General features: G+C 67.3%; 22 protein-coding genes. 12 read left to right on the top strand and 10 right to left on the bottom strand.

Annotated features, from left to right (window positions below):
- The first annotated feature begins 7 nt into the window (after positions 1–7).
- Complete coding sequence (gene pbpC, locus ACSDHM_RS13725; protein WP_072168585.1) at positions 8–2,389, top strand: penicillin-binding protein 1C; 2,382 nt, start codon at positions 8–10, stop codon at positions 2,387–2,389.
- A 120-nt stretch (positions 2,390–2,509) separates the two neighbouring features.
- On the opposite strand, the gene ACSDHM_RS13720 is transcribed toward pbpC, so the two are convergent.
- Together ACSDHM_RS13720 and ACSDHM_RS13715 are read right to left on the bottom strand one after the other, a co-directional pair.
- Positions 2,510–3,085: a ferritin-like domain-containing protein gene (locus ACSDHM_RS13720; RefSeq protein ID WP_439426329.1), complete on the bottom strand. Its 576-nt coding sequence runs from the start codon at positions 3,083–3,085 to the stop codon at positions 2,510–2,512.
- A 29-nt stretch (positions 3,086–3,114) separates the two neighbouring features.
- Positions 3,115–3,597 (bottom strand): peroxiredoxin, encoded by a 483-nt coding sequence (locus ACSDHM_RS13715; RefSeq protein WP_049413449.1) that lies wholly within the window; start codon positions 3,595–3,597, stop codon positions 3,115–3,117.
- A gap of 262 nt (positions 3,598–3,859) precedes the next feature.
- Here ACSDHM_RS13715 and ACSDHM_RS13710 point away from each other — a divergent pair, with 262 nt between their 5' ends.
- Complete coding sequence (locus ACSDHM_RS13710) at positions 3,860–4,747, top strand: DnaJ C-terminal domain-containing protein (RefSeq protein ID WP_061478849.1); 888 nt, start codon at positions 3,860–3,862, stop codon at positions 4,745–4,747.
- 80 nt (positions 4,748–4,827) lie between these two features.
- Here ACSDHM_RS13710 and pilH read toward each other — a convergent pair whose 3' ends face one another.
- On the bottom strand, positions 4,828–5,199 hold the full coding sequence (gene pilH, locus ACSDHM_RS13705) for a twitching motility response regulator PilH (protein ID WP_005410644.1): 372 nt from the start codon (positions 5,197–5,199) through the stop codon (positions 4,828–4,830).
- Positions 5,200–5,287: 88 nt separating this feature from the next.
- Positions 5,288–6,283, bottom strand: coding sequence for a YhdH/YhfP family quinone oxidoreductase (locus tag ACSDHM_RS13700; RefSeq protein ID WP_088496826.1), 996 nt, complete (start codon positions 6,281–6,283; stop codon positions 5,288–5,290).
- A gap of 153 nt (positions 6,284–6,436) precedes the next feature.
- On the opposite strand from ACSDHM_RS13700, the gene hflK reads away from it, so the two are divergent.
- From hflK to ACSDHM_RS13675, 5 genes are all read left to right on the top strand, one after another.
- A complete protein-coding gene (gene hflK / locus ACSDHM_RS13695; RefSeq protein ID WP_005418335.1) occupies positions 6,437–7,570 on the top strand; it encodes an FtsH protease activity modulator HflK in 1,134 nt (377 codons plus the stop codon).
- Positions 7,567–8,430 carry a protease modulator HflC gene (hflC, locus tag ACSDHM_RS13690; RefSeq protein WP_019660037.1) on the top strand — a complete coding sequence of 288 codons (864 nt, stop codon included), beginning with the start codon at positions 7,567–7,569 and terminating at the stop codon, positions 8,428–8,430. The genes hflK and hflC overlap by 4 nt, the downstream gene beginning before the upstream one ends.
- A 67-nt stretch (positions 8,431–8,497) precedes the next feature.
- Entirely contained in the window at positions 8,498–8,683 is a 186-nt protein-coding gene (locus ACSDHM_RS13685; protein WP_005410640.1) for a DUF2065 domain-containing protein, read from the top strand.
- Between the two features lie 317 nt (positions 8,684–9,000).
- The gene (locus ACSDHM_RS13680; protein ID WP_005418326.1) at positions 9,001–10,293 is read left to right on the top strand and encodes an adenylosuccinate synthase; all 1,293 of its coding nucleotides are present in this window, start codon (positions 9,001–9,003) and stop codon (positions 10,291–10,293) included.
- A 132-nt stretch (positions 10,294–10,425) separates the two neighbouring features.
- Positions 10,426–11,094, top strand: coding sequence for a hypothetical protein (locus tag ACSDHM_RS13675; RefSeq protein ID WP_439426328.1), 669 nt, complete (start codon positions 10,426–10,428; stop codon positions 11,092–11,094).
- On the opposite strand, the gene ACSDHM_RS13670 is transcribed toward ACSDHM_RS13675, so the two are convergent.
- Together ACSDHM_RS13670 and ACSDHM_RS13665 are read right to left on the bottom strand one after the other, a co-directional pair.
- A complete protein-coding gene (locus ACSDHM_RS13670) occupies positions 11,024–11,704 on the bottom strand; it encodes a M23 family metallopeptidase (RefSeq protein WP_111007831.1) in 681 nt (226 codons plus the stop codon). The two genes, ACSDHM_RS13675 and ACSDHM_RS13670, sit on opposite strands and share 71 nt — an antisense overlap.
- Before the next feature lie 4 nt (positions 11,705–11,708).
- Entirely contained in the window at positions 11,709–12,671 is a 963-nt protein-coding gene (locus tag ACSDHM_RS13665) for a L,D-transpeptidase family protein (protein ID WP_088496827.1), read from the bottom strand.
- A gap of 233 nt (positions 12,672–12,904) precedes the next feature.
- Between ACSDHM_RS13665 and ACSDHM_RS13660 the strand changes: the two genes are divergently transcribed.
- Positions 12,905–15,031 (top strand): methyl-accepting chemotaxis protein, encoded by a 2,127-nt coding sequence (locus tag ACSDHM_RS13660; RefSeq protein WP_005418317.1) that lies wholly within the window; start codon positions 12,905–12,907, stop codon positions 15,029–15,031.
- Between the two features lie 88 nt (positions 15,032–15,119).
- Here ACSDHM_RS13660 and ACSDHM_RS13655 read toward each other — a convergent pair whose 3' ends face one another.
- Together ACSDHM_RS13655 and ACSDHM_RS13650 are read right to left on the bottom strand one after the other, a co-directional pair.
- Positions 15,120–15,410, bottom strand: coding sequence for a hypothetical protein (locus ACSDHM_RS13655; protein ID WP_032954416.1), 291 nt, complete (start codon positions 15,408–15,410; stop codon positions 15,120–15,122).
- 14 nt (positions 15,411–15,424) lie between these two features.
- Positions 15,425–15,937, bottom strand: coding sequence for a hypothetical protein (locus ACSDHM_RS13650; protein ID WP_242015793.1), 513 nt, complete (start codon positions 15,935–15,937; stop codon positions 15,425–15,427).
- Positions 15,938–16,104: 167 nt separating this feature from the next.
- Between ACSDHM_RS13650 and ACSDHM_RS13645 the strand changes: the two genes are divergently transcribed.
- On the top strand, positions 16,105–16,845 hold the full coding sequence (locus ACSDHM_RS13645) for an alpha/beta fold hydrolase (RefSeq protein WP_005418301.1): 741 nt from the start codon (positions 16,105–16,107) through the stop codon (positions 16,843–16,845).
- A gap of 9 nt (positions 16,846–16,854) precedes the next feature.
- On the opposite strand, the gene ACSDHM_RS13640 is transcribed toward ACSDHM_RS13645, so the two are convergent.
- Together ACSDHM_RS13640 and ACSDHM_RS13635 are read right to left on the bottom strand one after the other, a co-directional pair.
- A complete protein-coding gene (locus ACSDHM_RS13640) occupies positions 16,855–17,331 on the bottom strand; it encodes a hypothetical protein (protein WP_188240745.1) in 477 nt (158 codons plus the stop codon).
- A 22-nt stretch (positions 17,332–17,353) separates the two neighbouring features.
- Positions 17,354–19,435, bottom strand: a complete 2,082-nt coding sequence (locus ACSDHM_RS13635; protein WP_188240746.1) for a catalase — start codon at positions 19,433–19,435, stop codon at positions 17,354–17,356.
- 114 nt (positions 19,436–19,549) lie between these two features.
- Here ACSDHM_RS13635 and ACSDHM_RS13630 point away from each other — a divergent pair, with 114 nt between their 5' ends.
- The 3 genes from ACSDHM_RS13630 (at position 19,550) to ACSDHM_RS13620 (ending at position 22,319) form a co-directional block, all read left to right on the top strand.
- Positions 19,550–20,272 carry a helix-turn-helix transcriptional regulator gene (locus ACSDHM_RS13630; RefSeq protein WP_005418296.1) on the top strand — a complete coding sequence of 241 codons (723 nt, stop codon included), beginning with the start codon at positions 19,550–19,552 and terminating at the stop codon, positions 20,270–20,272.
- A gap of 82 nt (positions 20,273–20,354) precedes the next feature.
- Entirely contained in the window at positions 20,355–21,722 is a 1,368-nt protein-coding gene (locus ACSDHM_RS13625) for an amino acid permease (RefSeq protein ID WP_061478840.1), read from the top strand.
- Positions 21,723–21,908: 186 nt separating this feature from the next.
- Positions 21,909–22,319, top strand: a complete 411-nt coding sequence (locus tag ACSDHM_RS13620; protein ID WP_005418291.1) for a VOC family protein — start codon at positions 21,909–21,911, stop codon at positions 22,317–22,319.
- Positions 22,320–22,329: the final 10 nt, after the last annotated feature.

Here is a 22,329-nt window from a genome sequence, read left to right as displayed (position 1 = left end):
ACCCGCAATGAAGAACACGATGACGACCCGGCTGGCGACCCTGCGCCGCCGGTGGCGGCCGCTGTGGCCGTGGCTGCGCTGGGGCATGGCCGCTGCGCTGGCGCTGCTGCTGGTGCTGGATTTCGCCTTCCCGCCGCCGCTGCCGAAGCAGCGTGATACCAGCACCCTGGTGGTGGCTGCCGACGGCACGCCATTGCGGGCGTTTGCCGATGCCGAGGGCGTGTGGCGGTATCCGGCCTCGGTCGACAGCGTCTCGCCGCTGTACCTGCAAGCGTTGCTGACCTACGAAGACCGCTGGTTCTGGCGCCATCCGGGCATCAACCCGCTGGCGATCCTGCGGGCCAGCGGCCAGCTGCTGCGCGGCGGCCGCATCGTGTCCGGTGGCTCGACCCTGACCATGCAGGTCGCGCGCATTCTCGATCCGCACTCACGCACCCCGTGGGGCAAGCTGAAGCAGATGCTGCGTGCAGTGCAGCTTGAGGTGCACCTGAGCAAGCAGCAGATCCTGGCCCTGTACCTGGAGCGTGCACCCTACGGCGGCACCATCGAAGGCGTGGAAGCGGCCAGCTGGGCCTATCTGGGCAAGCCGGCGGCGCAGCTGTCGCATGCCGAGGCTGCGCTGCTGGCGGTGCTGCCACAGGCGCCCAGCCGGCTGCGCCCGGACCGCCATCCGGAAGCTGCGCAGAAAGCGCGCGACAAGGTGCTGTCACGCATGGCCGAGCTGGGCGCGTGGACACCGGAAGAAGTGGAGGATGCGCGCATCGAGAACGTGGTGGCGCGTTCGCTGCGCCCTCCCTTGCACGCCGCGCTGCTGGCGCAGCGCCTGCACTCGGCGCATCCGGGCCAGGCACGCATCCAGAGCAGCATCGACATCGGCCTGCAGCGCACGCTGGAAGAGCGCGTGGCCAGCTATTTCTCGACGCTGCCCGAGCGTACCTCGGCGGCCCTGCTGGTGGTCGACAACCGGACCCTGCAGGCACGCGCTTATGTCGGCACATTGTCCTTCGGTGACCGCCAGCGGCTGGGTCACGTGGACATGGTGCAGGCCTGGCGTTCGCCAGGCTCCACGCTCAAGCCGTTCCTGTACGCGATGGCGCTGGACGATGGCCTGATCCATTCGGAAAGCCTGCTGGTCGATGCACCGCAGAGTTTCGGCAGCTACCGCCCCGGCAACTTCGACATGGCCTTCAATGGGCCCATCGGTGCCTCTGCCGCATTGCGGCTGTCGCTCAACGTACCGTCGGTGGACCTGCTGCAGCGGGTCGGCGCCGCGCGCTTCGCTGCCCGGCTGTCGCACGCGGGCATCCAGCTGCGCTTCCCGCCGGGCAGTACGCCCAACCTGTCGCTGATCCTGGGCGGCACCGGCGCGCGCCTGGAAGACCTGGTCGGCGCCTTCGCCGCGCTCAACCGGAGCGGTATCGCCGGCCGCGTGCGTTACACCGACGACGAGCCGATGATCGAGCGGCGCCTGGCCTCGCCGGGCGCCAGCTGGATCGTGCGCGAGATGCTCGAATCAAACCCGCGCCCGGGATACAGCGCCGGGACGTTCGATGTCGGTGGCCGCCCGCGCGTGGCGTGGAAGACCGGCACCAGTTACGGGTACCGCGATGCGTGGGCGATCGGCAGTACCCGCCACTACACGGTGGGCGTGTGGGTGGGCCGGCCGGACGGTACTCCGTTGCCGGGCCAGTACGGCGCGGTCACCGCGCTGCCGCTGATGTTCGAAGTGGTGGACAGCCTGCCGCGCCAGCGTGGTGATTCGGCGGCCGCGCCGATGCCGGCCAGTGTCAGCCAGGAAGACATCTGCTGGCCCACTGGCGAACGTGCCGAGGGGCTGCCGGCGGCACTGTGCCAGCGCAGGATGCCAGCCTACCTGCTCGATGGCGCCGCACCGCCGACCTTCCCGGAGCGCGAGGCGCGGCGCTGGCAGCCGGGGCGGCAGCGCTACCTTGCCGACGCGCGCACCGGCTTGCGTGTATCCGCCGATTGCCGCTTGCCGCACGAAGAAGTCGCGCGTGAGATCGCGCGCTGGCCGGCGCTGTTGTCGCCGTGGCTGCCCAAGGCCACACGCGACGCCTCGCAGCTGCCGGCGCTGTCGCCGGACTGCCGTGATGATGGCCGGGAGGCCAGCGTCGCGCTGCACATCGATGGCCTCAATGATGGCGCCGCACTGGCGCGTGCGCCCAACGCCGAACATGGCGTACGCCTGCAGCTGCGCGCGCTGGGCAGCGAGCAGGCGGTGGACTGGTTGCTGGATGGACGCTGGATCGCGCAGACCCGCGGCGCACAGTTGATGCAGCGTGAGTTCGCCGATCCCGGGGCGCATACCCTGACCGCCTTGGCCGCGGACGGCGCGTGGACGCAGGTACGGTTCACTGTCCTCCGGTAGGTGCCGGGCCATGCGCGGCGGGATGGCATTGCTCCGCTTTGGTGGGTGCCAACCTTGGTTGGCACGCGAACGGCAAAGCGCCCACCAAGGTGGGCATCTACCAGAGCATCCGCAGCGCAATCATTCCCCGATCCATCCATCCAGCAGATCGGCGAACTCGTCGGCGTGTTCCTCTTCCTGCGCCAGGATCTCTTCGAGGATGCGCTTGGTGGTGGTATCGCGGTCGCCGATGAAGTTGATCATCTCGCGGTAGCTGTCGATGGCGATGCGTTCGGCCACCAGGTTCTCGCGGACCATGTCGCGCAGGTCGCTGCCTTCCTTGTATTCGGCATGCGAGCGCGCGGTCAGCGTATCAGGGTTGAAGTCGGGCTCGCCGCCGAGCTGCACAATGCGCTCGGCCAGCTTGCCGGCATGCGCCTGTTCCTGCTGTGCATGTTCAAGGAATTCGGCTTTCACCGCGTCGGCCAGCATGCCCTTGGCCATGAAGTAGTGCCGGTAGTAGCGCAACACGCACACGTACTCGGTGGCCAGTGCGTCGTTGAGCAGCTTGATCACCACCTTGCGGTCGGCGCTGTAGCTGTCGGTGATCGCACCATCCTCGATGTTGCGCCGGGCGCGCTCGCGCAGGGCCCTGCGCTCGCTGATGCCGGGAATCTGCGCGCCGGGCCTGGGGGCTTTGGCTGGCTTGCTGGACATGGCTGGCCGTTTCCTCTTGCGGTGGGAGATCAGGTGGGCAGGTGCTCCAGCACGTAGTCGGCCGAAGACACTTCGAATTGACCGGGCTGTTCAACCCAGGCGGCGCGGACCACGCCGTCGACCACGTACAGGGCGAAACGGCGCGAGCGGATGCCCATGCCCGAGGCACTGGCGTCGAGCTCCAGGCCGAGCGCGCGGGTCAGTTCGGCATTGCCGTCGGACAGCATCAGCAGGCCGTCGGGCACGTGCTGATCTGCGGCCCAGGCCTTCATCACGAACGGGTCGTTGACGGCCATGCAGTAGACATCGATGCCGCGCTGGCGGAAGGCCTCGAATTTCTCGACGTAGCCGGGCAGGTGGCGGGCCGAGCACGTCGGCGTGAACGCGCCGGGCACGGCGAACAGCACCACCTTGCGCGCGTCGAACAGCGAATGCGTATCGAGCGTTTCAATGCCCTCGCGGATGCGCTTGAGGGTCACTTCCGGAATGCGGTCGCCGACATGGATGGTCATGGGGGAACTCCTTGCTGGGGCAGCGTAGTGGGCCGGATGGGACAGGGACGTCAAGACATTGGAAAACCGGCGTGCAGGCCCCATCTTCAGGCTTTGCGGAGCGGGCTTCCAGCCATAGCCTGGGGCAGGGCGATGGCAACCGCATTGCGCAGGATCAGTCGGCCTCACCGGCGCCGCACGAGGGGCGGCGTAGCATCGCCGGCGCGTAGAATGAACCCGGGGCGGCGCCACCGGCGCGGCCGAAGCAGATCGAGGTAGCTGGATGGAATTCAAGGATTACTACGCCACCCTGGGGGTGGAACCGAGCGCGGGCGAGGCGGAGATCAAGACCGCCTACCGGCGGCTGGCACGCAAGTACCACCCGGACGTCAGCAAGGAAGCCGGGGCGGAGGACAAGTTCAAGGCGGTCAACGAGGCCTACGAGGCGCTGCGCGATCCGGAAAAGCGTGCAGCCTACGACCAGCTGCGCGCGCAGGGCTATCGCCCGGGCGAGGAGTTCAACGTGCCGCCGAACTACGGCGGCGCCGGTGGTTTCAATTTCGAGGAAGTGTTCGGGGGTGGTGGCGCCAACGGCGGCTTCAGCGACTTCTTCGAAAGCCTGTTCGCGCGCCAGCGCGGCGGTGCCGGTCCTGGCCCGGGGTTCAGCAGCCAGGGCCATGCCCCCAACCGCGACACCCGTGCCAAGCTGTCGGTCCCGCTGGAAGCGGCCTACAGCGGCGACAGCCTGCGCATCACCGTCAACGGCAAGCAGCTGGACGTGCGCGTGCCCAAGGGCATCCGTCCGGGGCAGGTGATCCGCCTGGCGGGGCAGGGCAACCATGGTGGCAACCTGCTGCTGGAAGTGGAGTACGCCGCACACCCGCAGTTCGAGGTCGATGGCCGCAACATCCTCTACACCTTGCCGGTCACGCCGTGGCAGGCCGCGCTGGGTACCAGCATCAGCGTGCCGACCCTGGGCGGCGCGGTGGAACTGAAGATCCCGGCCGACTCCGATGCCGGGCGCAAGCTGCGCCTGCGCGGGCGGGGCCTGCCGGGCAACCCGGAGGGCGACCAGATCGTCGAGATCGAGATCGTGGCCCCGGCCGCGACCGACGAGGCGCAGAAGAAGGCCTACCGGAACCTGGCCAAGGCGTTTGGCGAGACGATCTGAGCACGCCTTCCGGTAGTGCCGGCCGCTGGCCGGCAATGAGCTGTGATTGCCGGCCAGCGGCCGGCACTACCGCGCGCGTCTCAACCCTGCCCGGCGAACACGCGCTCCAGCACTTCGGACAGCTCGTCTTCCGAGAACGGCTTGGTGATGTAGGCCTTGGCGCCCTGGCGCATGCCCCACATGCGGTCGGTGTCCTGGTCCTTGGTGGTCACCAGGATCACCGGGATATGCCGGGTCGCCTCGTCGCGGGCGAGGGTGCGGGTGGCCTGGAAGCCGTTGAGATTGGGCATCACCACGTCCATCAGGACCAGGTCGGGCAGCTCGGCCTTGGCGGTTTCGACCCCGGCCGCGCCATCGGTGGCGGTCAGGATCTGGTGCCCGAGCTTCTCGACGATGCGCTGTATCCCCAACAGCTGCGACGGTGAGTCGTCGACGATCAGAATGCGTGCCATGTTGTTCCCCATGTAATGCCCGCAGTGTAGTGCGGGCTCATTACCGGCGGGAGGGGCGCATCTGCCGTCTGTCGCCTGCCTGCGACGTTCAGTCGATCCGCACCACGGTGCGGCCCAGCGATCCGCCCGCCAGCATCCGCTCGAACACGGCCGGCAGGCCATCAAGGCCGACCTCGGCGGTACAGATGCGGTCCAGGTGCTGCGGTTTCCATTCGTTGCCCAGCCGCGCCCAGACGTCCTCGCGCAGCCCGCGTGGCGCATTGGCCGACGACACGCCCAGCAGCGACACACCACGCAGGATGAACGGCATCACCGTCATCTCCAGGGTCGGGCTGGCCGCCAGGCCGGCACTGACCACGCTGCCGTAGGGCGCGGTCTGCGCCAGCAGGCTGGCGAGCATGGCGCCGCCGGCATTGTCCAGGCCCCCACCGAAACGCGCCGATTGCAGTGGGCCGGTGTCGGCCAGGGCCTCACGCGGCAGCACCTCGGTGGCGCCGATGGCGTGCAGGAAACCGGTCTGGTCGGGTTTGCCGCTGATCGCATGCACCGTGTAGCCGGCGCGGCTGAAGATCGACAGTGCCAGCGCGCCGACGCCGCCACTGGCGCCGGTGACCGCCAGCGGTCCAAGTTCCGGGCTCTGCCGGTTGTCCTGCATGCGCAGCAGCGCCAACGCCGCGGTGAAGCCGGCGGTGCCCAGCACCATCGCCTCGCGTGGGCTCAGCCCGGCCGGTTGGGCGATCACCGCACGCGATTCCAGCCGCACATACTGGCTGTAGCCGCCGTCGCGGGTCTCGCTGAGGCCGCAGCCGGTGGCCAGCACCGCGTCGCCTTCACGCCATTCCGGATCGGTGCTGGCGACCACGGTGCCGGCTACGTCCATGCCCCCCACCAGCGGGAAGCGGCGCAGGATCTTTCCCTTGCCGGTGCCGGCCAGAGCGTCCTTGTAGTTGACCGAGGACCAGCTGGCGCGGATCAGAACCTGGCCGGGGCTGAGGTCTTCGACCTTGAGCTGGGCCAGGCCGCTGCGGTAACCGGCGTCGTCGTTTTCGATGCGGAAGGCGGTGAACGGGGTGGTGGGGGCCATCGGCATTGCCTGACTTCGAGGAAAACGCCACCTTACCCCGTTGCCCCCCTTTCGATCCTGCCAATCCGCCCCATCTTGTATGATCAGTAATGGTTTCACGGCTGGCGCCGCGGGAAGGGCCCGCGCCGCAGCCCACATCTTGATGGAGCGTGCATGGCCTGGAATACACCCGGCGGCAACAAGGGCGGACAAGGCCCCGAGGACAATCGACGCGGGCCGTTCGGGTCGCGCGGCGGTGGCAATGGTGGTGGCTGGGGCGGATTGCCCGGGCCGCTGAAGGACCTGTTCGACGGCGGCATCGTGCGTTGGGTGGTGGCGGCCGTGGTGCTGCTGGTGCTGTTCTCCAGCTTCCAGCTGATCGGTGAACAGCAGCGTGGCGTGGTCCTGCGCTTCGGCCAGTTCTCGCGCATCCTGCAGCCCGGCCCGAACTTCAAGTTGCCGTGGCCGATCGAATCGGTCACCAAGGTCAACGCCACCGAGATCAAGACGTTCTCGATCCAGGTGCCGGTGCTGACCCGGGACGAGAACATCGTCAACGTCTCGCTGAACGTCCAGTACCGCATCGACGACCCGCAGCAGTACCTGTTCGGCACCGTCGATGCCAACCAGGTGTTGGAGCAGTCGGCGCAGAGCGCGGTGCGCGAGGAAGTCGGCCGTGCCGACCTCAACGCGGTACTGAACAACCGTGGCCCGCTGGCCGTGGCTGCCGAGGAGCGCCTGCAGGCACTGCTGAAGGCGTTCAAGACCGGCCTGACCGTGACCGGCCTGACCCTGCAGGACGCCCGTCCGCCGGAAGAAGTGAAGCCGGCCTTCGACGAAGTCAACGGTGCCCAGCAGGTCAAGGAACGCCTGATCAACGAGGCCCAGGCCTACGCTGCCAAGGTCGTGCCGGAAGCCCGGGGCCAGGCCTCGCGCGCCCGTACCACCGCCGAAGGCTACAAGCAGGCCGTGGTGTCCAAGGCCGAGGGTGACGCGCAGCGCTTCAGCCTGTTGCAGGCCCAGTACAAGGACGCCCCGGAAGTGACCCGCAAGCGCCTGTGGCTGGAAACCGTGCAGCAGGTGCTGAGCGAGAACCGCAAGGTGATCGGCGGCGATGGCCGCCAGCTGATCTACGTGCCGATGACCGGCGATACCCGTCCCACCACCTCGGCCCCGGCCGCAGTGGCGAACCCGGACGTGGTGATGCCGTCGCTGCCGGGTGCAGCGGTGGAAGCTTCCCGTGATCCGGGCCGGCCGGTGGGCCGCCCGACCGGGCGACCGAGCGGCCGTGAGGAGGGCAGCCGATGAAGAGTCCTATCTGGATCGCCGTGATCGTGGCGGTGGTGCTGGGCCTGCTCGGCTCGGTGTACGTGGTCCGTGAGGACCAGACCGCCATGGTGCTGAACCTGGGCAAGGTGGTGCGTTCGGACATCAAGCCGGGCCTGCACTTCAAGGTGCCGGTGGTGGAAACGGTGAAGGTCTTCGACCGCCGCTTCCAGGTGCTCGACACTGCGCCTGCGCGCTACTTCACCGCCGAGCAGAAGGACGTCAGCGTCGACTTCTTCGCCATCGGCTACATCTCCAACGTAGGTGACTACTTCCGTGCCACCGGCGGCGACCCGCGTGTGGCCAACGCCCGCCTGGCGCCGATCATCACCGACTCGCTGCGCAACCAGATCAACTCGCGCACCCTGCAGCAGCTGGTGTCCGGCGACCGCAGCGAGCTGATCGCCGAGCAGCTGAAGGGGATCAACGAGGCGGTGGCCGGCCTCGGCATGCAGATGATCGACCTGCGCATCAAGCAGGTGGACCTGCCGACCGACAGCCAGGTGATCAACGACGTGTACGAGCGCATGCGCGCCCAGCGCAAGCAGGAAGCGGCCAAGCTGCGTGCGGAGGGCGAGGAGCAGTCGCTGACCATCCGTGCCCAGGCCGACCGCGACAGCACGGTTCTGATCGCCGAGGCCGAGCGCGATGCACAGCGCCTGCGCGGTGAAGGCGATGCCGAGGCGGCCCGCATCTACGGCAAGGCTGGCTCGGCTGATCCGTCGTTCTATGCGTTCTACCGCAGCCTGGAGGCTTACCGTGGCTCCATGACCGACGGCAATGGCGTGATTGTGCTCGACAAGAACGACCCGTTCCTGCAGTACCTGAAGAACGACCGCTGAGGTCGCAGGGCACTACCCCACGGGGCCCGGCCAGACGCCGGGCCCCGTGCTTTTTCCGGAGTTCCCCATGAAAGATCTGTTCGCCGCCGTCTGCCTGGTCGCGGTGCTGGAAGGCCTCTTCCTGTTCGTGGCGCCGTTCGCCTGGAAGCGCATGGCCGAGCGCCTGCTGGACCTGCCCAGCCCGGCCCTGCGCAGCTTCGGCGGGCTGGTGCTGCTGGCCGGCCTGAGCCTGCTGTGGTGGGCACGGCACTGACCCCGCCCTGTAGCGTCCGAGACCATGCTCGGGCGGCGCCGCGCAGCGGCGGGAAGGCAGCCGAGCATGGGCTCGGCTCTACATGAGACGCCGGCCTGACCGGTGGGTGAAGCCGCCGGTCGGAAAGGTGGCAGCGGACCCCGGAAACCCGGATAATGCACAAAAGCCGGACGGGCCTCCCCGTTCGGCTTTTTCCGTGTCTGGGCCTTCCATCGCCGGCCGCTCCCCGTCTGGAGCCGCCCTCCAGGTGCTGGCCAGCCCCGCCACGGTTTACCCGTCCGCGGCCCCGATGGCCGCAACAAATCGAGGAGCCCGTCATGGGTCAGTCTGTCGTAGTGTTGGGTGCCCAGTGGGGCGATGAAGGCAAGGGCAAGATCGTCGATCTGCTCACTGAGGAAATCGGCGCCGTCGTGCGCTTCCAGGGTGGCCACAATGCCGGCCACACCCTGGTCATCAACGGCAAGAAGACCGTCCTGCACCTGATCCCGTCGGGCATCCTGCGTGACGACGCGCTGTGCCTGATCGGCAACGGCGTGGTGATCTCGCCGGCCGCGCTGCAGAAGGAAATCGCCGAGCTGGAAGCCTCCGGCGTGGAAGTGCGTTCGCGCCTGAAGATTTCCCCGGCCGCGCCGCTGATCATGCCGTACCACATCGCCCTGGACCAGGCGCGCGAGCGCGCTGCCGGTGGCAAGGCGATCGGCACCACCGGCCGTGGCATCGGCCCGGCCTACGAAGACAAGGTGGCGCGTCGCGGCATCCGCATCGCCGACCTGCATTACCCGAAGCAGCTGGAAGAACTGCTGCGCACCGCGCTGGATTACCACAACTTCGTGCTGACCAAGTATCTGAACACCGATGCGGTCGACTTCCAGAAGACCTTCGACGAGGCGCTGGCCTTCGGCGAATACGTGCAGCCGATGAAGTCCGACGTGGCGGGCATCCTGCACGACCTGCGCAAGCAGGGTAAGCGCGTGCTGTTCGAAGGCGCGCAGGGTGCGCTGCTGGACATCGACCACGGCACCTACCCGTATGTCACCAGCTCCAACACCACCGTCGGTGGTGCGCTGGCCGGTTCCGGCGTCGGCGCCGATTCGATCGACTACGTGCTGGGCATCGCCAAGGCCTACGCCACCCGCGTCGGCGGCGGCCCGTTCCCGACCGAACTGGACGACGAAGTCGGCCAGGGCATCCGTGACCGCGGCGCCGAATACGGCGCATCGACCGGCCGCCCGCGTCGTTGCGGCTGGATGGACATCGTCGCGCTGAAGCGCGCCGTGGCCATCAACGGCATCAGCGGCCTGTGCATCACCAAGCTGGACGTGCTCGATGGCATGGAAAAGCTGAAGGTCTGCATCGCCTACGAATACAACGGCAAGCGCACTGAATATGCTCCGCTGGATGCGCAGGGCTGGGAAGAGTGCACCCCGGTATACCTGGAGTTCCCGGGCTGGAGCGAGAACACCCACGGCATCACCCAGTGGGACGAACTGCCGCCGGCGGCACGCGCCTACCTGCGTTCGTTGGAAGAACTGGCCGGCTGCCCGATCAGCATCGTTTCGACCGGCCCGGACCGCGACCACACCATGGTCCTGCAGGATCCGTTTGCCTGAGTGAGAGACCGGTAGCGCTGGGCCCTGCCTGGTGTTGCTGAAGGAAAAGCCCCGCGCAAGCGGGGCTTTTTCGTTTTCGGTACTGTGGCGGCACAGCCGGCAGGGCAGCGCAGCGATGACGGAGACTTCGGCATGAAGGGCGAGACGGTCGCACGGGTGACTCTGTGGCTGCTGTGGAGCCTGTGGACGCTGGCCGGCATCGTGCTGGTGCTGGGCGCGCTCGCCAATTACCTAGCTTCGCGCACGCAGACCCTGCCGCTGGTGCTGCAGCCGGGCGCGACCGCCGAGATCACGGTGTACCGCTTCATCGACGACCCGCTGCGACTGCGTCTGCGTTATGCGGATGACGGCGCCGATCCGGCGGTCGATCCCGAGCTGCGCCTGCGCGCGGAAACCCCAACCGATCGCACCGAGTTCCGCGCGGACAGCCGCTCGGCGGTGACCGATCCGGAGATCCACCGCGCACTGAAATCGGTCGAGCGAGACCGGTTCGCCGCCTCGTACTTCGGCTACGGCCGCAGTGACGCACTGCGGCGAGGCCGTTCCTCGCTGCGGCTGACCGTGCTGGAGGTCGATCCGGCGTTGGCCGGCCGTGCGGCCTCGGTGGACCTGCTGCCGCCGATGGACGTGCTGAAGCTGACCGACCTCGACTACCTCTGGCTGTGGCCGTTCTTCTTCTGGAAGATGGCGGCGCTGTTGCTGATGATTCCAGGAGCTGCGTTGGCCGTCTTTACTGTGGCATTGCGACGCTGGCAGCGCCGGGCATCATCGCTGCCGACTTCAGCAGCGGATAGGGATTGATCGACTCTCCCTTCCACCACTGCTTCTCCGGCCCCAGCACATGCACCTCGAAATGCAGGTGTGGGGCCTCGGCGCTGGCGTTGCCCGTGCTGCCGACGTAGCCGATCACCTCGCCGCGCCTGATCACCTGCTTCTCGGCCAGGCCATCGGCGTAGCGTTGCAGGTGCGCGTAGTAGTAGCACCAGCGCCTGCTGGGCTCGAACTGGTAGATCGTCAGCCCGCCGCGCTCACTGTCGAACAGTTTCTCCACCGTGCCATCGGCCACCGCCAGCACCGGCGTACCTGCATCGGCCATGATGTCGATGGCATCGTGTACGCGGCCCTCGCTGCGTGCATCGGTGAAGGTATCGCGCAGCTGCGAGAACAGGATGCCCTGCACCGGCAGCAGCAGGCCGGACGGGGCATCCGGAGCCTGCGCGGCCGGCGGCGCAGTGGAGGCGGGTGGGGCTGTTGCACCTGGCGCTACCGGTTCCGTCACCGGCGCGGCGGCCACCGTCGATGGCGCTTCCGGCAGCGCTTCGGCCACCGGCTCATCCATATCGCGGTGCAGCCGCCAACCTGCACCCAATCCCAGCAGAACACCGAGCACAATCAGTTGCGGAAGACGCATCGACTCACTCCTGCATCACGACAGGCACCGAGGTGTCTACTGCGTCGGCCACGCGCAGCGCATCCCAGTTGGTCATGCGTACGCAGCCATGCGACTCGGTCTTGCCCACGTGGCCGGGTTCAGGCGTGCCATGCAGGCCGTAATGCGGCTTGGACAGATCGATCCAGACCCGGCCGACCGGATTGTTCGGGCCGGGCGGCAGCGTGGCCTTCTTTTCACCTTTTCGGGCATCCCAGAACAGCTTCGGGTTGTAGTGGAACGGCGGGTCGCGGTATACACCCAGGATCTTCCATTCGCCGATCGGCAACGGGTCGTGCTGGCTGCCGGACGACACCGGCACCTGCGCGATCAGCTTGCCCTGTGCGTCCAGTAGCTGCAGCGTGGAGTCGGATTTGTCGACCACGATCCTGGCGGCCTTCGGCAATGCGGCCGGGGCGATGTTGGGGACCTGGATACGGTTGCCAGCCCTGGTCAGATCCACGCCGGGATTGAGCATCTTCATCAGCTCTGGCGACGCGTGGAAGCGCTCGCCCAGGGCTTCTTCCACACTACCGTAGCCCAGCGATTTCAGCTTGGCCTGGGCGGCGGGTCCTTTCGGTATCGGCTGGAACGGGCCGACGACATCCTCAGCAGTCAGCGTGTAGCTGGCCAGCGGCGTGATCGTATCGGCCTGCAGAGCCTTCCAGGTGGCGTCGTCCAGCTCACCCGTTACGGTCAGCCCGTGCGCCGCCTGGAAGCCTGACACCGCCCGCCGCTGGTTGCTGCCTACCTCACCATCAATCTGGCCCGGAGAGAAGTTCGCACGATCCAGCAGCACCTGGGCATGCAGTGCGGAGCGCACTGCGGTGTCCGGGCCAGCCTTCTCGGCAATGGGGGCGGGCAGGTTGGGCGGCGGCACCTGCGCGAAGGCCGGCGACGCCAGCAGCGAGATTGCGAGCAGGGTGGATCGGGACACAGATGAGCGCATTGGGATCTCCAGCAGGTACGCCGCCACCTTGCCCGCAGACGGTGCGGAACCGCCGTGAAAGGGATCTGATACCCGCATGAGCAGGCATGTCATTGCGGCCGGCTGGCACCGGCAGGTGCCGCTGGGACGGGGACTCACCAAGGTGAACGGTGGCCGACGCCGTCGATGGGCGGCGATCAAGATTGCCTGCCGTGCCGCCGATAAGCCCACATCCCCCCGTTTTGGATACCCCCATGAACTACTTGAGGAACGTCAGGGTTGCCTGGCGTCTTGGGCTGGGCTTTGGCCTGTTGCTGCTGCTGGTTGCCGCCGTAGTGGCCACCGGCGCCACCGCCAGCGTCGTGCAGAAGCGCGCGATGCAGCAGGTGGTCGACGTCAGCGTGGCCAAGGTGCGCCTGTTGTCGCAGATGCTCGACGCCAACAACCAGATGATGGTGGTGCGGCGCGAAATGCTGATCCGCCAGGGCGAAGACCGCGGCAGCGATGAGAAGCGCATTGCCGATCTGGTCAAGCGCTATGAGGCCAGCTGGGCCGCCTACCAGGCGCTGCCAGGCGATGCGGAGGGCAAGGCCATCGCGGAAACCATCGCGGCCAAGCGTGCCATCGCGCGCCCGCTCAACAAGCAGACCAGCGAACTGATGGAGCAGGGCGACTACCCGGGTGCCGTGGCACTGACCCTGGGCCCGGTGCAGGAAGCGGCCAACGGCTGGAACAAGGCACTGTCCGATGGCGTGGATTTCGAAGAGAAGGAAAGCCGTGAGGCAGCCGCCGAGGCCATCCGCCTGGGCGAGCGCAGCCTGCTGCAGCTGCTGGTGCTGGGCGGCGTCGCGCTGCTGGTGGGCATCGGTGCCTCGGTGATGATCGGCCGCAGCCTGACCGGTCCGCTGGCGCGCGCGGTGAACCTGGCCGAGCGCCTGTCCAAGGGACAGCTGGACCAGGAGTTCCGCCTCGGTGGCCGCGACGAGCTGACCCAGCTGGGCGAGGCGATGGCCAGCGTGCGCCAGAGTGTGCAGGCGGCGATCGGCGCGCAGTTGCAGATGGCCGAGCAGCACGAGGCCGGTGCAATCCGCTATCGCATGGACGCCAGTGCGTTCCCCGGTGATTTCGGCCGCATGGTGCAGGCCACCAACAGCCTGGTGGAGTCACACGTGCAGGTGGAACTGCTGATGGCCGAGGTGATGCAGCGTTACGCCATGGGTGACCTCAGCCGCGACCTGCCGGACTACCCGGGCGAGAAGGGCACGCTGACCCGCACCCTGGCAGCGGTGAAGCAGAGCCTGATGGCGATCAACGCGCAGATCGATGAACTGGCCCGCGCCGCACGCGCCGGCGATTTCAGCATGCGTGGCGATGCCGCTGCGTTCCAGTACCAGTTCAAGACGATGGTCGAGCACCTCAACGGCATGATGGCCAGTTCGCAGGCCAGCATCGCCGATGTTTCCGACGTGCTGCGCGCGATCTCGCATGGCGACCTGACCGCACGCATGGAGGGCGAGTACGACGGCGTGTTTGCGCGCATGCGCGACGATGCCAACACCACCACCGCGCAGCTGACCGGCATTGTCCGCGGCATCCAAGTGGCTGCCGACAGCATCAACAACGCGGCCCAGGAACTGGCCGCCGGCAACAACGACCTGTCGCGCCGCACCGAGCAGCAGGCTGCGAATCTGGAAGAAGCGGCCGCGTCGATGGAGGAGCTGACCTCCACCGTACGCCAGAACGCCGAACTGGCGCGTCAGGCCGACAGCGAAGCGCATGCCGCCGGTGCCGCCGTGCGCGAGACCGAGCAGGCGATGGCACAGATGGCATCGGTGATGGGCGAAATCGATCAGTCCTCGGCACGCATCTCGGAAATCTCCACGGTGATCGACGGCATCGCGTTTCAGACCAACATCCTGGCGCTGAATGCGGCAGTGGAAGCTGCGCGCGCAGGCGAGCAGGGCCGTGGCTTTGCCGTGGTCGCCAGCGAAGTGCGCACGCTCGCACAGCGTGCCGGTGTCGCCGCCAAGGAGATCAAGGAACTGATCGAGGACGCCGCTTCCAAGGTGAAGAGTGGCCTGGCGGTGACCGTTGAATCGGAAGCCGCGATCGCACGCGTGGCGCAGGCCAGTTCGCGCACCACCCAGCTGATGAGCGACATCGCAGCGGCCAGCAAGGAGCAGGCCGCCGGCATCGAGCAGGTCAACCAGGTGGTGGTGCAGATGGACCAGGTGACCCAGCAGAACGCCGCGCTTGTGGAAGAAGCCACTGCCGCGAGCCGCGCGCTGGAAGAACAGGCGCATGCACTGACCACGTCAGTGGCGGTATTCCAGCTGGAGCAGGGGCCGCGCATGCCGGTCATGCCGGCGCGGGCGGCGTAAGCGACCTGTAACTGGATACTGGATGGCGCCCTGCCTGCGATGTCCCGCATGCAGGGCGTCGATGCACCCACCGGAACGATGCCGCGGGCTAGCGCCCGCGGGCTGAGCGTTCGATCAGCCAGCCGGCTGCGTACAGCAACAGCAGTGTTGGCGGAACCAGCACTGCATATGCGGTCGACCAGGGCTTGCCACGCAGCAGGCCGCCTGCGCCGATGGCATCGAGTGCGGCAGACTGCAGGGTGATGGGGAGCGCCATCAGGATATAGGTACCCTTCGGGTCCCCCTCCGACTGCGCGCCGTGAACCAGCCATGCGGTCAACAGCAGGTAGACCACGCAAAGCGCAAGACCGGTCCAGCTCAGGAGTCGCCGCATCTTCATCCGCATGCCCCGGTTCAACGGACGTCGAAGCGGGCCTGCAGCGGCAGGCTCACCTTCCGCAGCAGATCCCGGACCACCACCTGCGCAGTCCACGTGCCTTTGGGATCACCGGCCTCGGCGACGAACTTCAGGTGCAGGTTGGTCATGTACAGCAGATTTGGCGGGCCGGTCAGGGCGGCGGTGAAACAGGGAACATCGCGTTCGTCGATACTGGTACTGCCGTCCGGGCGCAGCATGCGCAGATCGCAGTGCACCTTGGGTACGCGGTTCTCGTCCAGTTGCGGGTTGGAGAGGAATGTCAGCAGGAACAACTCACCGCCCGGGTGGACTTCGTCGGCCTCGTTGAAGCGGGGAGTGGTCTCCGGCGGGGTCGCCCACTTGGCCCGCCAGTCGGCATCGGAAGTGACCAGCAGCGATGCCGCGAAGCCGCCGCTGGATTTCATGGCATCGGTCTCCGTCAACGCCTTGCCATCCCCATTTATCCAACCATCGCTGGCGGAGCTGTTCAGTGGCAGCATCATGGCCATCATGGCCAGCGCGCAGGTCCATCGCATCAACGGCTCTCCCGGGTAGCCGCGTCCCGCGGCAGAGCGGGTAGTATTGCCCAACATTGGCCGGCAAAGCAGCAGGACAGCCGGAGCAGGGGTTCCGTTGCCTGCCGATGTGGGTGATGCTTGCCAGCAAAGGAGGTGGCATGGGAATCGGGAGCGAGGAAACGCCGATCTGTTTCCCTGCATCGGCCGCGCCGCAGCACGTGCTGATGCTGCCCGGTCTGGATGGCTCCAGCAGGCTGTCGCCCCCGTTCCTGTCGGCACTCCAGGCTTACGGTCTGTCAACGCAGGCGATCACGCTGCCCGCGCAGGGACCGCAGGATCACGCCACGCTTGCCCAACGGCTGTGGTCGCAGCTGCCCAGTCGTCCCTTCATCCTGCTCGCCGAGTCTTTCTCGGGCCCGTTGGCTGTTGAACTGGCCACGCGCCATCCCACGGGGCTGCGCGGACTGGTGCTTGCAGCGACCTTTGCGCGTCGGCCGGTGCCACTGCCGGCAGCCAGCGCAGCCCTGCTGTCGCCGGCCTGGCCGCTGCCTCCCGTGGCATTGCTGGCGCGCCTGTTGCTGGGGCCGTGGTACACCCGCGGGCACACGTCGATGCTGCGCGAAGCGTTGGCCAGGACTCCGACGAGCACGTTGCGGCAACGCGCCGCAGCGACCCTGCGGGTCGACGTGCGTGCATTGCTGCCGGCAATCCAGGTGCCGACGCTGTGCCTGCACGCGTGCCACGACCGCCTGCTGTGGCCGCCCAGCGTGGCCGAGCTGCAGGCCCTGTTGCCCGATGCCCGCCATGTGTCGTTGGAGGGGCCACATCTGCTGCTGCAGGCGCGTGCCGACGCAGCTGCAGCCGAAGTGGCCGCGTGGATGAGGACGTTGCCGCGTTGAACGATGCGCTCAGCTGCGGGCGCGGGTACGTGCCGCCTTCCTGGCCGCCACCTTGCGCACGGTCTTCTTCGCCGCACGGGTCTTGGCCGCCTTCTTCGCTGCAGCACTGCGCGAGGCGGCTGTACCGGCCTTCTTGACCGCTGTCTTCTTTGCGGCCTTCTTGGTGGCAATCTTACGAGCCGGTGCCTTCTTTGCCGCCGCCTTCTTCGCAGGCGCCTTCTTCGCGGCCGTCGCCTTGGTCGTGGCCTTCTTTGCGGCTGACTTCCTGGCAGGCGCCTTGCTGGCCGCCTTCTTGCTCGCCGCCTTCTTCGTACCCTTGCGTGCGCTGCCGCTACGCTTGCCGCCACCGTCCTGCTTGTTCACGGTGGCCCAGGCGATGCGTTCGGCGGTGTTTTCGCTGGCACCGCGCTCGCGCTCGCTGTCCTCGATGTGCTCGGCCTGGCGCTTCTGTTTGTCGGTATATGCGGATTTGTCACCACGGGGCATGACGGTTCTCCTGTTGTAGTAGTCAGGCCAGCAGGCGCAGCTTGGGTTCACGCGCCCACTGGCGGGTGGCGGCCGCCGCCAGGAAGGCCTTGGCGTCTTCCGCTTCGACGATGCCGGCGTCGTTGCCGACGCGCGCCGCCTTCAGCAGCGCCTGGCCGCCTGCGTCGCTGGCGATGGCCTTCAGGTGCGCCCACGCCTGGCTGACGAACTCGATGGCTGCACTCTCTTTCGACAAGGCCTTCGCGGCTTCCGGGCTGAGCACCACGGCCACCGCATCGAACACAGCCGATGGCGTGCCCGCCAGTTGCCCATCCGCCGCCTGTATCGCCCCATCGCTCAGCGTGGCGCCGCCTACTTTGGGCGCGACCAGCTTCACGTCTGCACCCGCCTTCCGCGCCGCTTTGCTCAGGCTGGCCATCACGCGCGCGTCGGAGCCCTCATCAAACAGGATGCCGATGCTGCGTCCTTGCAGGGTGGGCTTGTTGCGCCCGATCACGCGCACCTCGGGAGCGGCAGGCATGTCCTGCGCCGGCGTGGCGGTCGGCGCGGGGTCGGGCAGTGCAGGCAGTGCGAGCCCATCGGCTACGCGCTGCGCCAGTGATTCGTCGATGTTGCGCAGGTGGCTGACGGTACGCACCCGCACCTTGAGTGTTTCCACCTTGGACAATTCGAACACGAGTGCCGATGCCAGATGCGCCTGTTCCGGCTTCTCAAGGCTACGGAAGAACATGCGGGCCTGGCTGTAGTGGTCGGCGAAGCTCTCCGCGCGGGTGCGGCCCTTGCGGCCATCGTCGGCGCTGGCGTGGCTGCGGAAACCTGCGGGCGTCTCGCGCGGCGAGTCCTCCTGCAGCGAGCTGGGATCATAGGCGACGCGGCCCTTGGGCACCTGCATCTGCATGTGGCCGTCGCGCTGGTGATTGGCGAACGGGCACTTCGGGGCATTCACCGGGATCTGGTGGAAGTTCGGGCCGCCAAGCCGCAGCAGCTGGGTGTCCAGGTAGGAGAACAGGCGGCCTTGCAGCAGCGGATCGTTGCTGAAGTCGATGCCCGGCGGCACGTTGGCCGGGCAGAACGCCACCTGTTCGGTCTCGGCGAAGAAGTTGTCGGGCCAGCGGTCCAGCACCATCCGCCCGATCACCTGCAGCGGCACAAGCGATTCGGGAATGATCTTGGTCGGGTCCAGGTGATCGAACGGGAACGCGTCGGCTTCTTCTTCGGTGAACAGCTGCACCGCCAGTTCCCACTCGGGGAAATCACCGCGCTGGATGGCCTCGAACAGGTCACGGCGATGGAAGTCATTGTCAGCCGATTGCAGTTTCAACGCTTCGTCCCAGACCGTTGACTGGATGCCCAGCTTTGGCCGCCAATGGAACTTGACGAAGGTCGACTCGCCCGCCTCGTTCAGCAGGCGGAAGCTGTGCACCCCGAAGCCTTCGATCATGCGCAGCGAACGCGGAATGGCGCGGTCGCTCATCGCCCACATGATCATGTGCATCGACTCGGGCATCAGCGAAATGAAGTCCCAGAAGGTGTCATGGGCCGAAGCCGCCTGCGGGAACGCACGGTCTGGTTCCATCTTCACCGCATGCACCAGGTCCGGGAATTTCATGGCGTCCTGGATGAAGAACACCGGGATGTTGTTGCCGACCAGATCCCAGTTGCCTTCCTTGGTATAGAACTTGACCGCGAAGCCGCGCACGTCGCGCGGAGTGTCCACCGACCCTGCGCCACCGGCCACGGTCGAGAAGCGGGTGAACACGGGCGTCTTCACGCCTACCTCGGTCAGGATGCGCGCCCGGGTGTGGGTGGCCAGAGACCGGGTCAACTCGAAGTAGCCATGTGCCGCGCTGCCACGTGCGTGCACGATGCGCTCGGGAATGCGTTCGTGATCGAAGTGGGTGATCTTCTCGCGAAGGATGAAGTCTTCCAGCAGCGTGGGTCCTCGAGGTCCCTGCCGCAGGGAGTTCTGGTTGTCTGCCACCGGGATGCCCTGATCGGTGGTCATCGCCGGGTGGCTGCCGCCGGCGCGCGGGTGCAGTTCATCGCCGTTGCCGCGGGGGTGGTTTTCGGTTGCGCGCTTGCCGGTCGGCTTGCTGGCGGCCATGGGGGGGAGGCTCCGGATCATCAAGGGAACCACGACACTGGAACCGAACCCGTTAAACCCAGGTCCGGCAAAGGTGAACGTACGGGCAAAAGCAGGCTCGGGTATGCTTGCCCCATGCGAGTCGAGCCCGCCGACATCGAAGCCCTGTTCGACGCCATCCCGGACGTGCTGTTCTTCATCAAGGACCGCCAGGGGCGGTACACCCACGTCAACCAGACCATGCTGCGACGGCTGGGCCTGCGCGCGCGCAAGGACGTGATCGGGCGCACAGCGGCCGAGATCTACCCGACCGGCCTCAGCGCGGACTATGTCGACCAGGACGCCCGCGTGCTGTCCGGCGAGGTGATCGAGAACCTGATGGAGCTGCACCTGTTCGCCAACCGCGAACCGGGCTGGTGCCTGACCTGCAAGCGCCCGTTGCTGGTCGATGGCGCCATCGAGGGCCTGATCGGCATTTCCCGCGACCTGGGCCAGAAGGACAGCCTGGGCGCCCAGTACGAGCAGCTGCGGCTGGCCCTGGCCCACCTCAACGCGCACTACGCCGAGAACGTGCGCATGCAGACCCTGCTGGACATCACCGGCTTTTCGCTGTCCAAGCTGGAGCGCAGTTTCCGCAAGGTGTTCCAGATGACCCCGCAGCAGGTGCTGACCCGGCTGCGGATCCAGATGGCCATGCACTTGCTGCATGGCGACGACAGCATTGCCTGCATCGGGCAGGCCTGCGGTTTCAGCGACCAGAGCGCCTTCACCCGCAAGTTCAAGGCTGAAACCGGTTTCTCGCCGCGCGCCTATCGCGCCCGGATCGGCGGCAACGTCGGCGAGCCCGCACTGGCCTGAGCCCCCTGCTGCGCTGTGCCTATCCCCGCGGGCCTGGGACAGGGTAAGGTGTCGCCCCTGTAGCCCGCCGCCAGCCCCGCCGATGCCCAATTCGATTCCGACCGCTTCGCCGTCCCGCCTCGGACATTCGCTCAAGCCCCGCCAGCTGATCATGATGGGCCTGGGCAGTGCCATCGGCGCCGGCCTGTTCCTCGGCTCGGGCGTGGGTGTGCAGGCGGCCGGTCCGGCCGTTCTGGTCTCGTATCTGGTCGCTGGCGCGCTGGTGATCATCGTGATGAACGCACTGGGCGAGATGGCGGCGGCCAAACCGACCAGCGGCGCTTTCTCGGTGTACGCCGCCGATGCCATGGGCGCCACCGCTGGCGCCACGGTCGGCTGGTTGTGGTGGGTGCAGCTGGTGATCGTGATCGCCGCCGAGGCGGTCGGTGCGGCCGGGTTGCTTGCCACGGTCTGGCCGGTGGTGCCGGTGCCGATGGCTGCGTTGGCCTTCATGCTGTTCTTCACTGCGATCAACCTGCTCGGGGTGAAGAACTTCGGCGAGTTCGAATTCTGGTTCGCCATCCTGAAAGTGGCGGCGATCCTGGCCTTCATTGCCATCGGCGTGGCACTGCTGATGGGCTGGCTGCCGCAGGTCACCTCACCTGGCCTGAGCAACTTCACCGGACACGGCGGTTTCGCACCGAAGGGCCTGGCCGGGATCGGTGCGGCGCTGCTGGTTGTCGTTTTTGCCTTCGGCGGCACCGAAATCGTAGCCGTTGCGGCGGCCGAAACCGAAGATCCCGAACGCAGCATCGCCCGTGCCATCCGTACCGTGGCCTGGCGCATCCTGGTGTTCTACATCGGCTCGCTGAGCGTGATCATCGCCGTGGTGCCCTGGACCAGCGAAGCACTGAAGTCGCCGTTCGCCGCCGTGCTGGACATAGCGCGCATTCCGGGCGCAGGCACCGCCATCACCCTGATCGCGGTGATCGCGCTGCTGTCGGCACTCAATGCCAACCTCTACGGCGCCTCGCGCATGATGTATTCGCTGGCGCAGCGCCGCGAAGCGCCGGCCGTGCTGGGCTGGACCGATCCGCGGCAGGTGCCGGTCATCGCCGTGCTGGCCAGCGTGCTGTTCGGCTTTGCGGCCACGGTGATGGAGCTGCTGTTCCCGGACCGGGTGCTGCCGGTGCTGCTGAACATCGTCGGTTCCACCTGCCTGCTGGTGTGGACGCTGTCGCTGGTTTCGCAGCTGGTGCTGCGCCGCCGCGCCGATCGCCTGGGTACCCGGCTGCCATTCCGCATGGCCGGTTTCCCGTGGCTGACCTGCTGCGCGCTGGCGATCCTGGCGCTGATCTTCGGCCTGCTGCTGAGCGAGGCGCACACCCGCCTGCAGTTCCTGTCGATGGTGGCGCTGACCGCCACCATCGCCGCCGGCAGCGCCATCGCCCGGCGCATGCGCGAGGCGTGACTGAAGCTGTAGAGCCGACCCTACGGTCGGCTGCGGTTGCTGTAGTTTCTGTAGAGCCGACCCTGTGGTCGGCTGCTGTTCGCGTAGTCGCCAGCCGAGCGCGGGCTCGGCTCTACAGCCGGCATACATCCGCCGTGCCATCCTGATCGTGTGGGCCGCCAGCGGCCCGTCGACCAGGAGTACCGCATGCTGCGCAGCCGTCCCTTCCTGATGTTCACCGGCCAGGCCGAGGCCGCGCTGGCCCTGTACGCCGAAGCCTTTGCCGATTTCCGCCTGCTGGCCCTGCAACGCCACCCCGAGGGGGCCGGCGCCGGCGTACCCGGACAGGTCCGCCAGGCCATCTTCCTGCTCGGTGGCACCCATTACCTGTGCTTCGACAGCCTGGATGTGCACGACTTCACCTTCAGCCCGTCGATCTCGCTGTTCGTCGAGTGTTCCGGTGCCGAGCAGTTCGAGCGTGCGGCACGCGTGCTGGGCGAGGGCGGCCATTGGTTGATGCCGGTGGGTGATTACGACTTCAGCAACCGCTATGGCTGGGTGCAGGACCGCTTTGGCGTATCGTGGCAGTTGAGCCTGGGACAGATGCCGGACCCGTGATCGGGTAACT

Source organism: Stenotrophomonas sp. T8, assembly GCF_051853085.1.
Classification (GTDB): domain Bacteria; phylum Pseudomonadota; class Gammaproteobacteria; order Xanthomonadales; family Xanthomonadaceae; genus Stenotrophomonas; species Stenotrophomonas sepilia.
Note: the sequence above shows the minus strand (reverse complement) of the source record. Positions and strands in the feature narration are given on the sequence as shown.

Coding starts and splice junctions, on each gene's coding strand:
- pbpC (WP_072168585.1), top strand. CDS start 8: ATGAAGAACACGATGACGACCCGGCTGGCGACCCTGCGCCGCCGGTGG.
- ACSDHM_RS13720 (WP_439426329.1), bottom strand. CDS start 3,085: ATGTCCAGCAAGCCAGCCAAAGCCCCCAGGCCCGGCGCGCAGATTCCC.
- ACSDHM_RS13715 (WP_049413449.1), bottom strand. CDS start 3,597: ATGACCATCCATGTCGGCGACCGCATTCCGGAAGTGACCCTCAAGCGC.
- ACSDHM_RS13710 (WP_061478849.1), top strand. CDS start 3,860: ATGGAATTCAAGGATTACTACGCCACCCTGGGGGTGGAACCGAGCGCG.
- pilH (WP_005410644.1), bottom strand. CDS start 5,199: ATGGCACGCATTCTGATCGTCGACGACTCACCGTCGCAGCTGTTGGGG.
- ACSDHM_RS13700 (WP_088496826.1), bottom strand. CDS start 6,283: ATGGCCCCCACCACCCCGTTCACCGCCTTCCGCATCGAAAACGACGAC.
- hflK (WP_005418335.1), top strand. CDS start 6,437: ATGGCCTGGAATACACCCGGCGGCAACAAGGGCGGACAAGGCCCCGAG.
- hflC (WP_019660037.1), top strand. CDS start 7,567: ATGAAGAGTCCTATCTGGATCGCCGTGATCGTGGCGGTGGTGCTGGGC.
- ACSDHM_RS13685 (WP_005410640.1), top strand. CDS start 8,498: ATGAAAGATCTGTTCGCCGCCGTCTGCCTGGTCGCGGTGCTGGAAGGC.
- ACSDHM_RS13680 (WP_005418326.1), top strand. CDS start 9,001: ATGGGTCAGTCTGTCGTAGTGTTGGGTGCCCAGTGGGGCGATGAAGGC.
- ACSDHM_RS13675 (WP_439426328.1), top strand. CDS start 10,426: ATGAAGGGCGAGACGGTCGCACGGGTGACTCTGTGGCTGCTGTGGAGC.
- ACSDHM_RS13670 (WP_111007831.1), bottom strand. CDS start 11,704: ATGCGTCTTCCGCAACTGATTGTGCTCGGTGTTCTGCTGGGATTGGGT.
- ACSDHM_RS13665 (WP_088496827.1), bottom strand. CDS start 12,671: ATGCGCTCATCTGTGTCCCGATCCACCCTGCTCGCAATCTCGCTGCTG.
- ACSDHM_RS13660 (WP_005418317.1), top strand. CDS start 12,905: ATGAACTACTTGAGGAACGTCAGGGTTGCCTGGCGTCTTGGGCTGGGC.
- ACSDHM_RS13655 (WP_032954416.1), bottom strand. CDS start 15,410: ATGAAGATGCGGCGACTCCTGAGCTGGACCGGTCTTGCGCTTTGCGTG.
- ACSDHM_RS13650 (WP_242015793.1), bottom strand. CDS start 15,937: ATGGCCATGATGCTGCCACTGAACAGCTCCGCCAGCGATGGTTGGATA.
- ACSDHM_RS13645 (WP_005418301.1), top strand. CDS start 16,105: ATGGGAATCGGGAGCGAGGAAACGCCGATCTGTTTCCCTGCATCGGCC.
- ACSDHM_RS13640 (WP_188240745.1), bottom strand. CDS start 17,331: ATGCCCCGTGGTGACAAATCCGCATATACCGACAAACAGAAGCGCCAG.
- ACSDHM_RS13635 (WP_188240746.1), bottom strand. CDS start 19,435: ATGGCCGCCAGCAAGCCGACCGGCAAGCGCGCAACCGAAAACCACCCC.
- ACSDHM_RS13630 (WP_005418296.1), top strand. CDS start 19,550: ATGCGAGTCGAGCCCGCCGACATCGAAGCCCTGTTCGACGCCATCCCG.
- ACSDHM_RS13625 (WP_061478840.1), top strand. CDS start 20,355: ATGCCCAATTCGATTCCGACCGCTTCGCCGTCCCGCCTCGGACATTCG.
- ACSDHM_RS13620 (WP_005418291.1), top strand. CDS start 21,909: ATGCTGCGCAGCCGTCCCTTCCTGATGTTCACCGGCCAGGCCGAGGCC.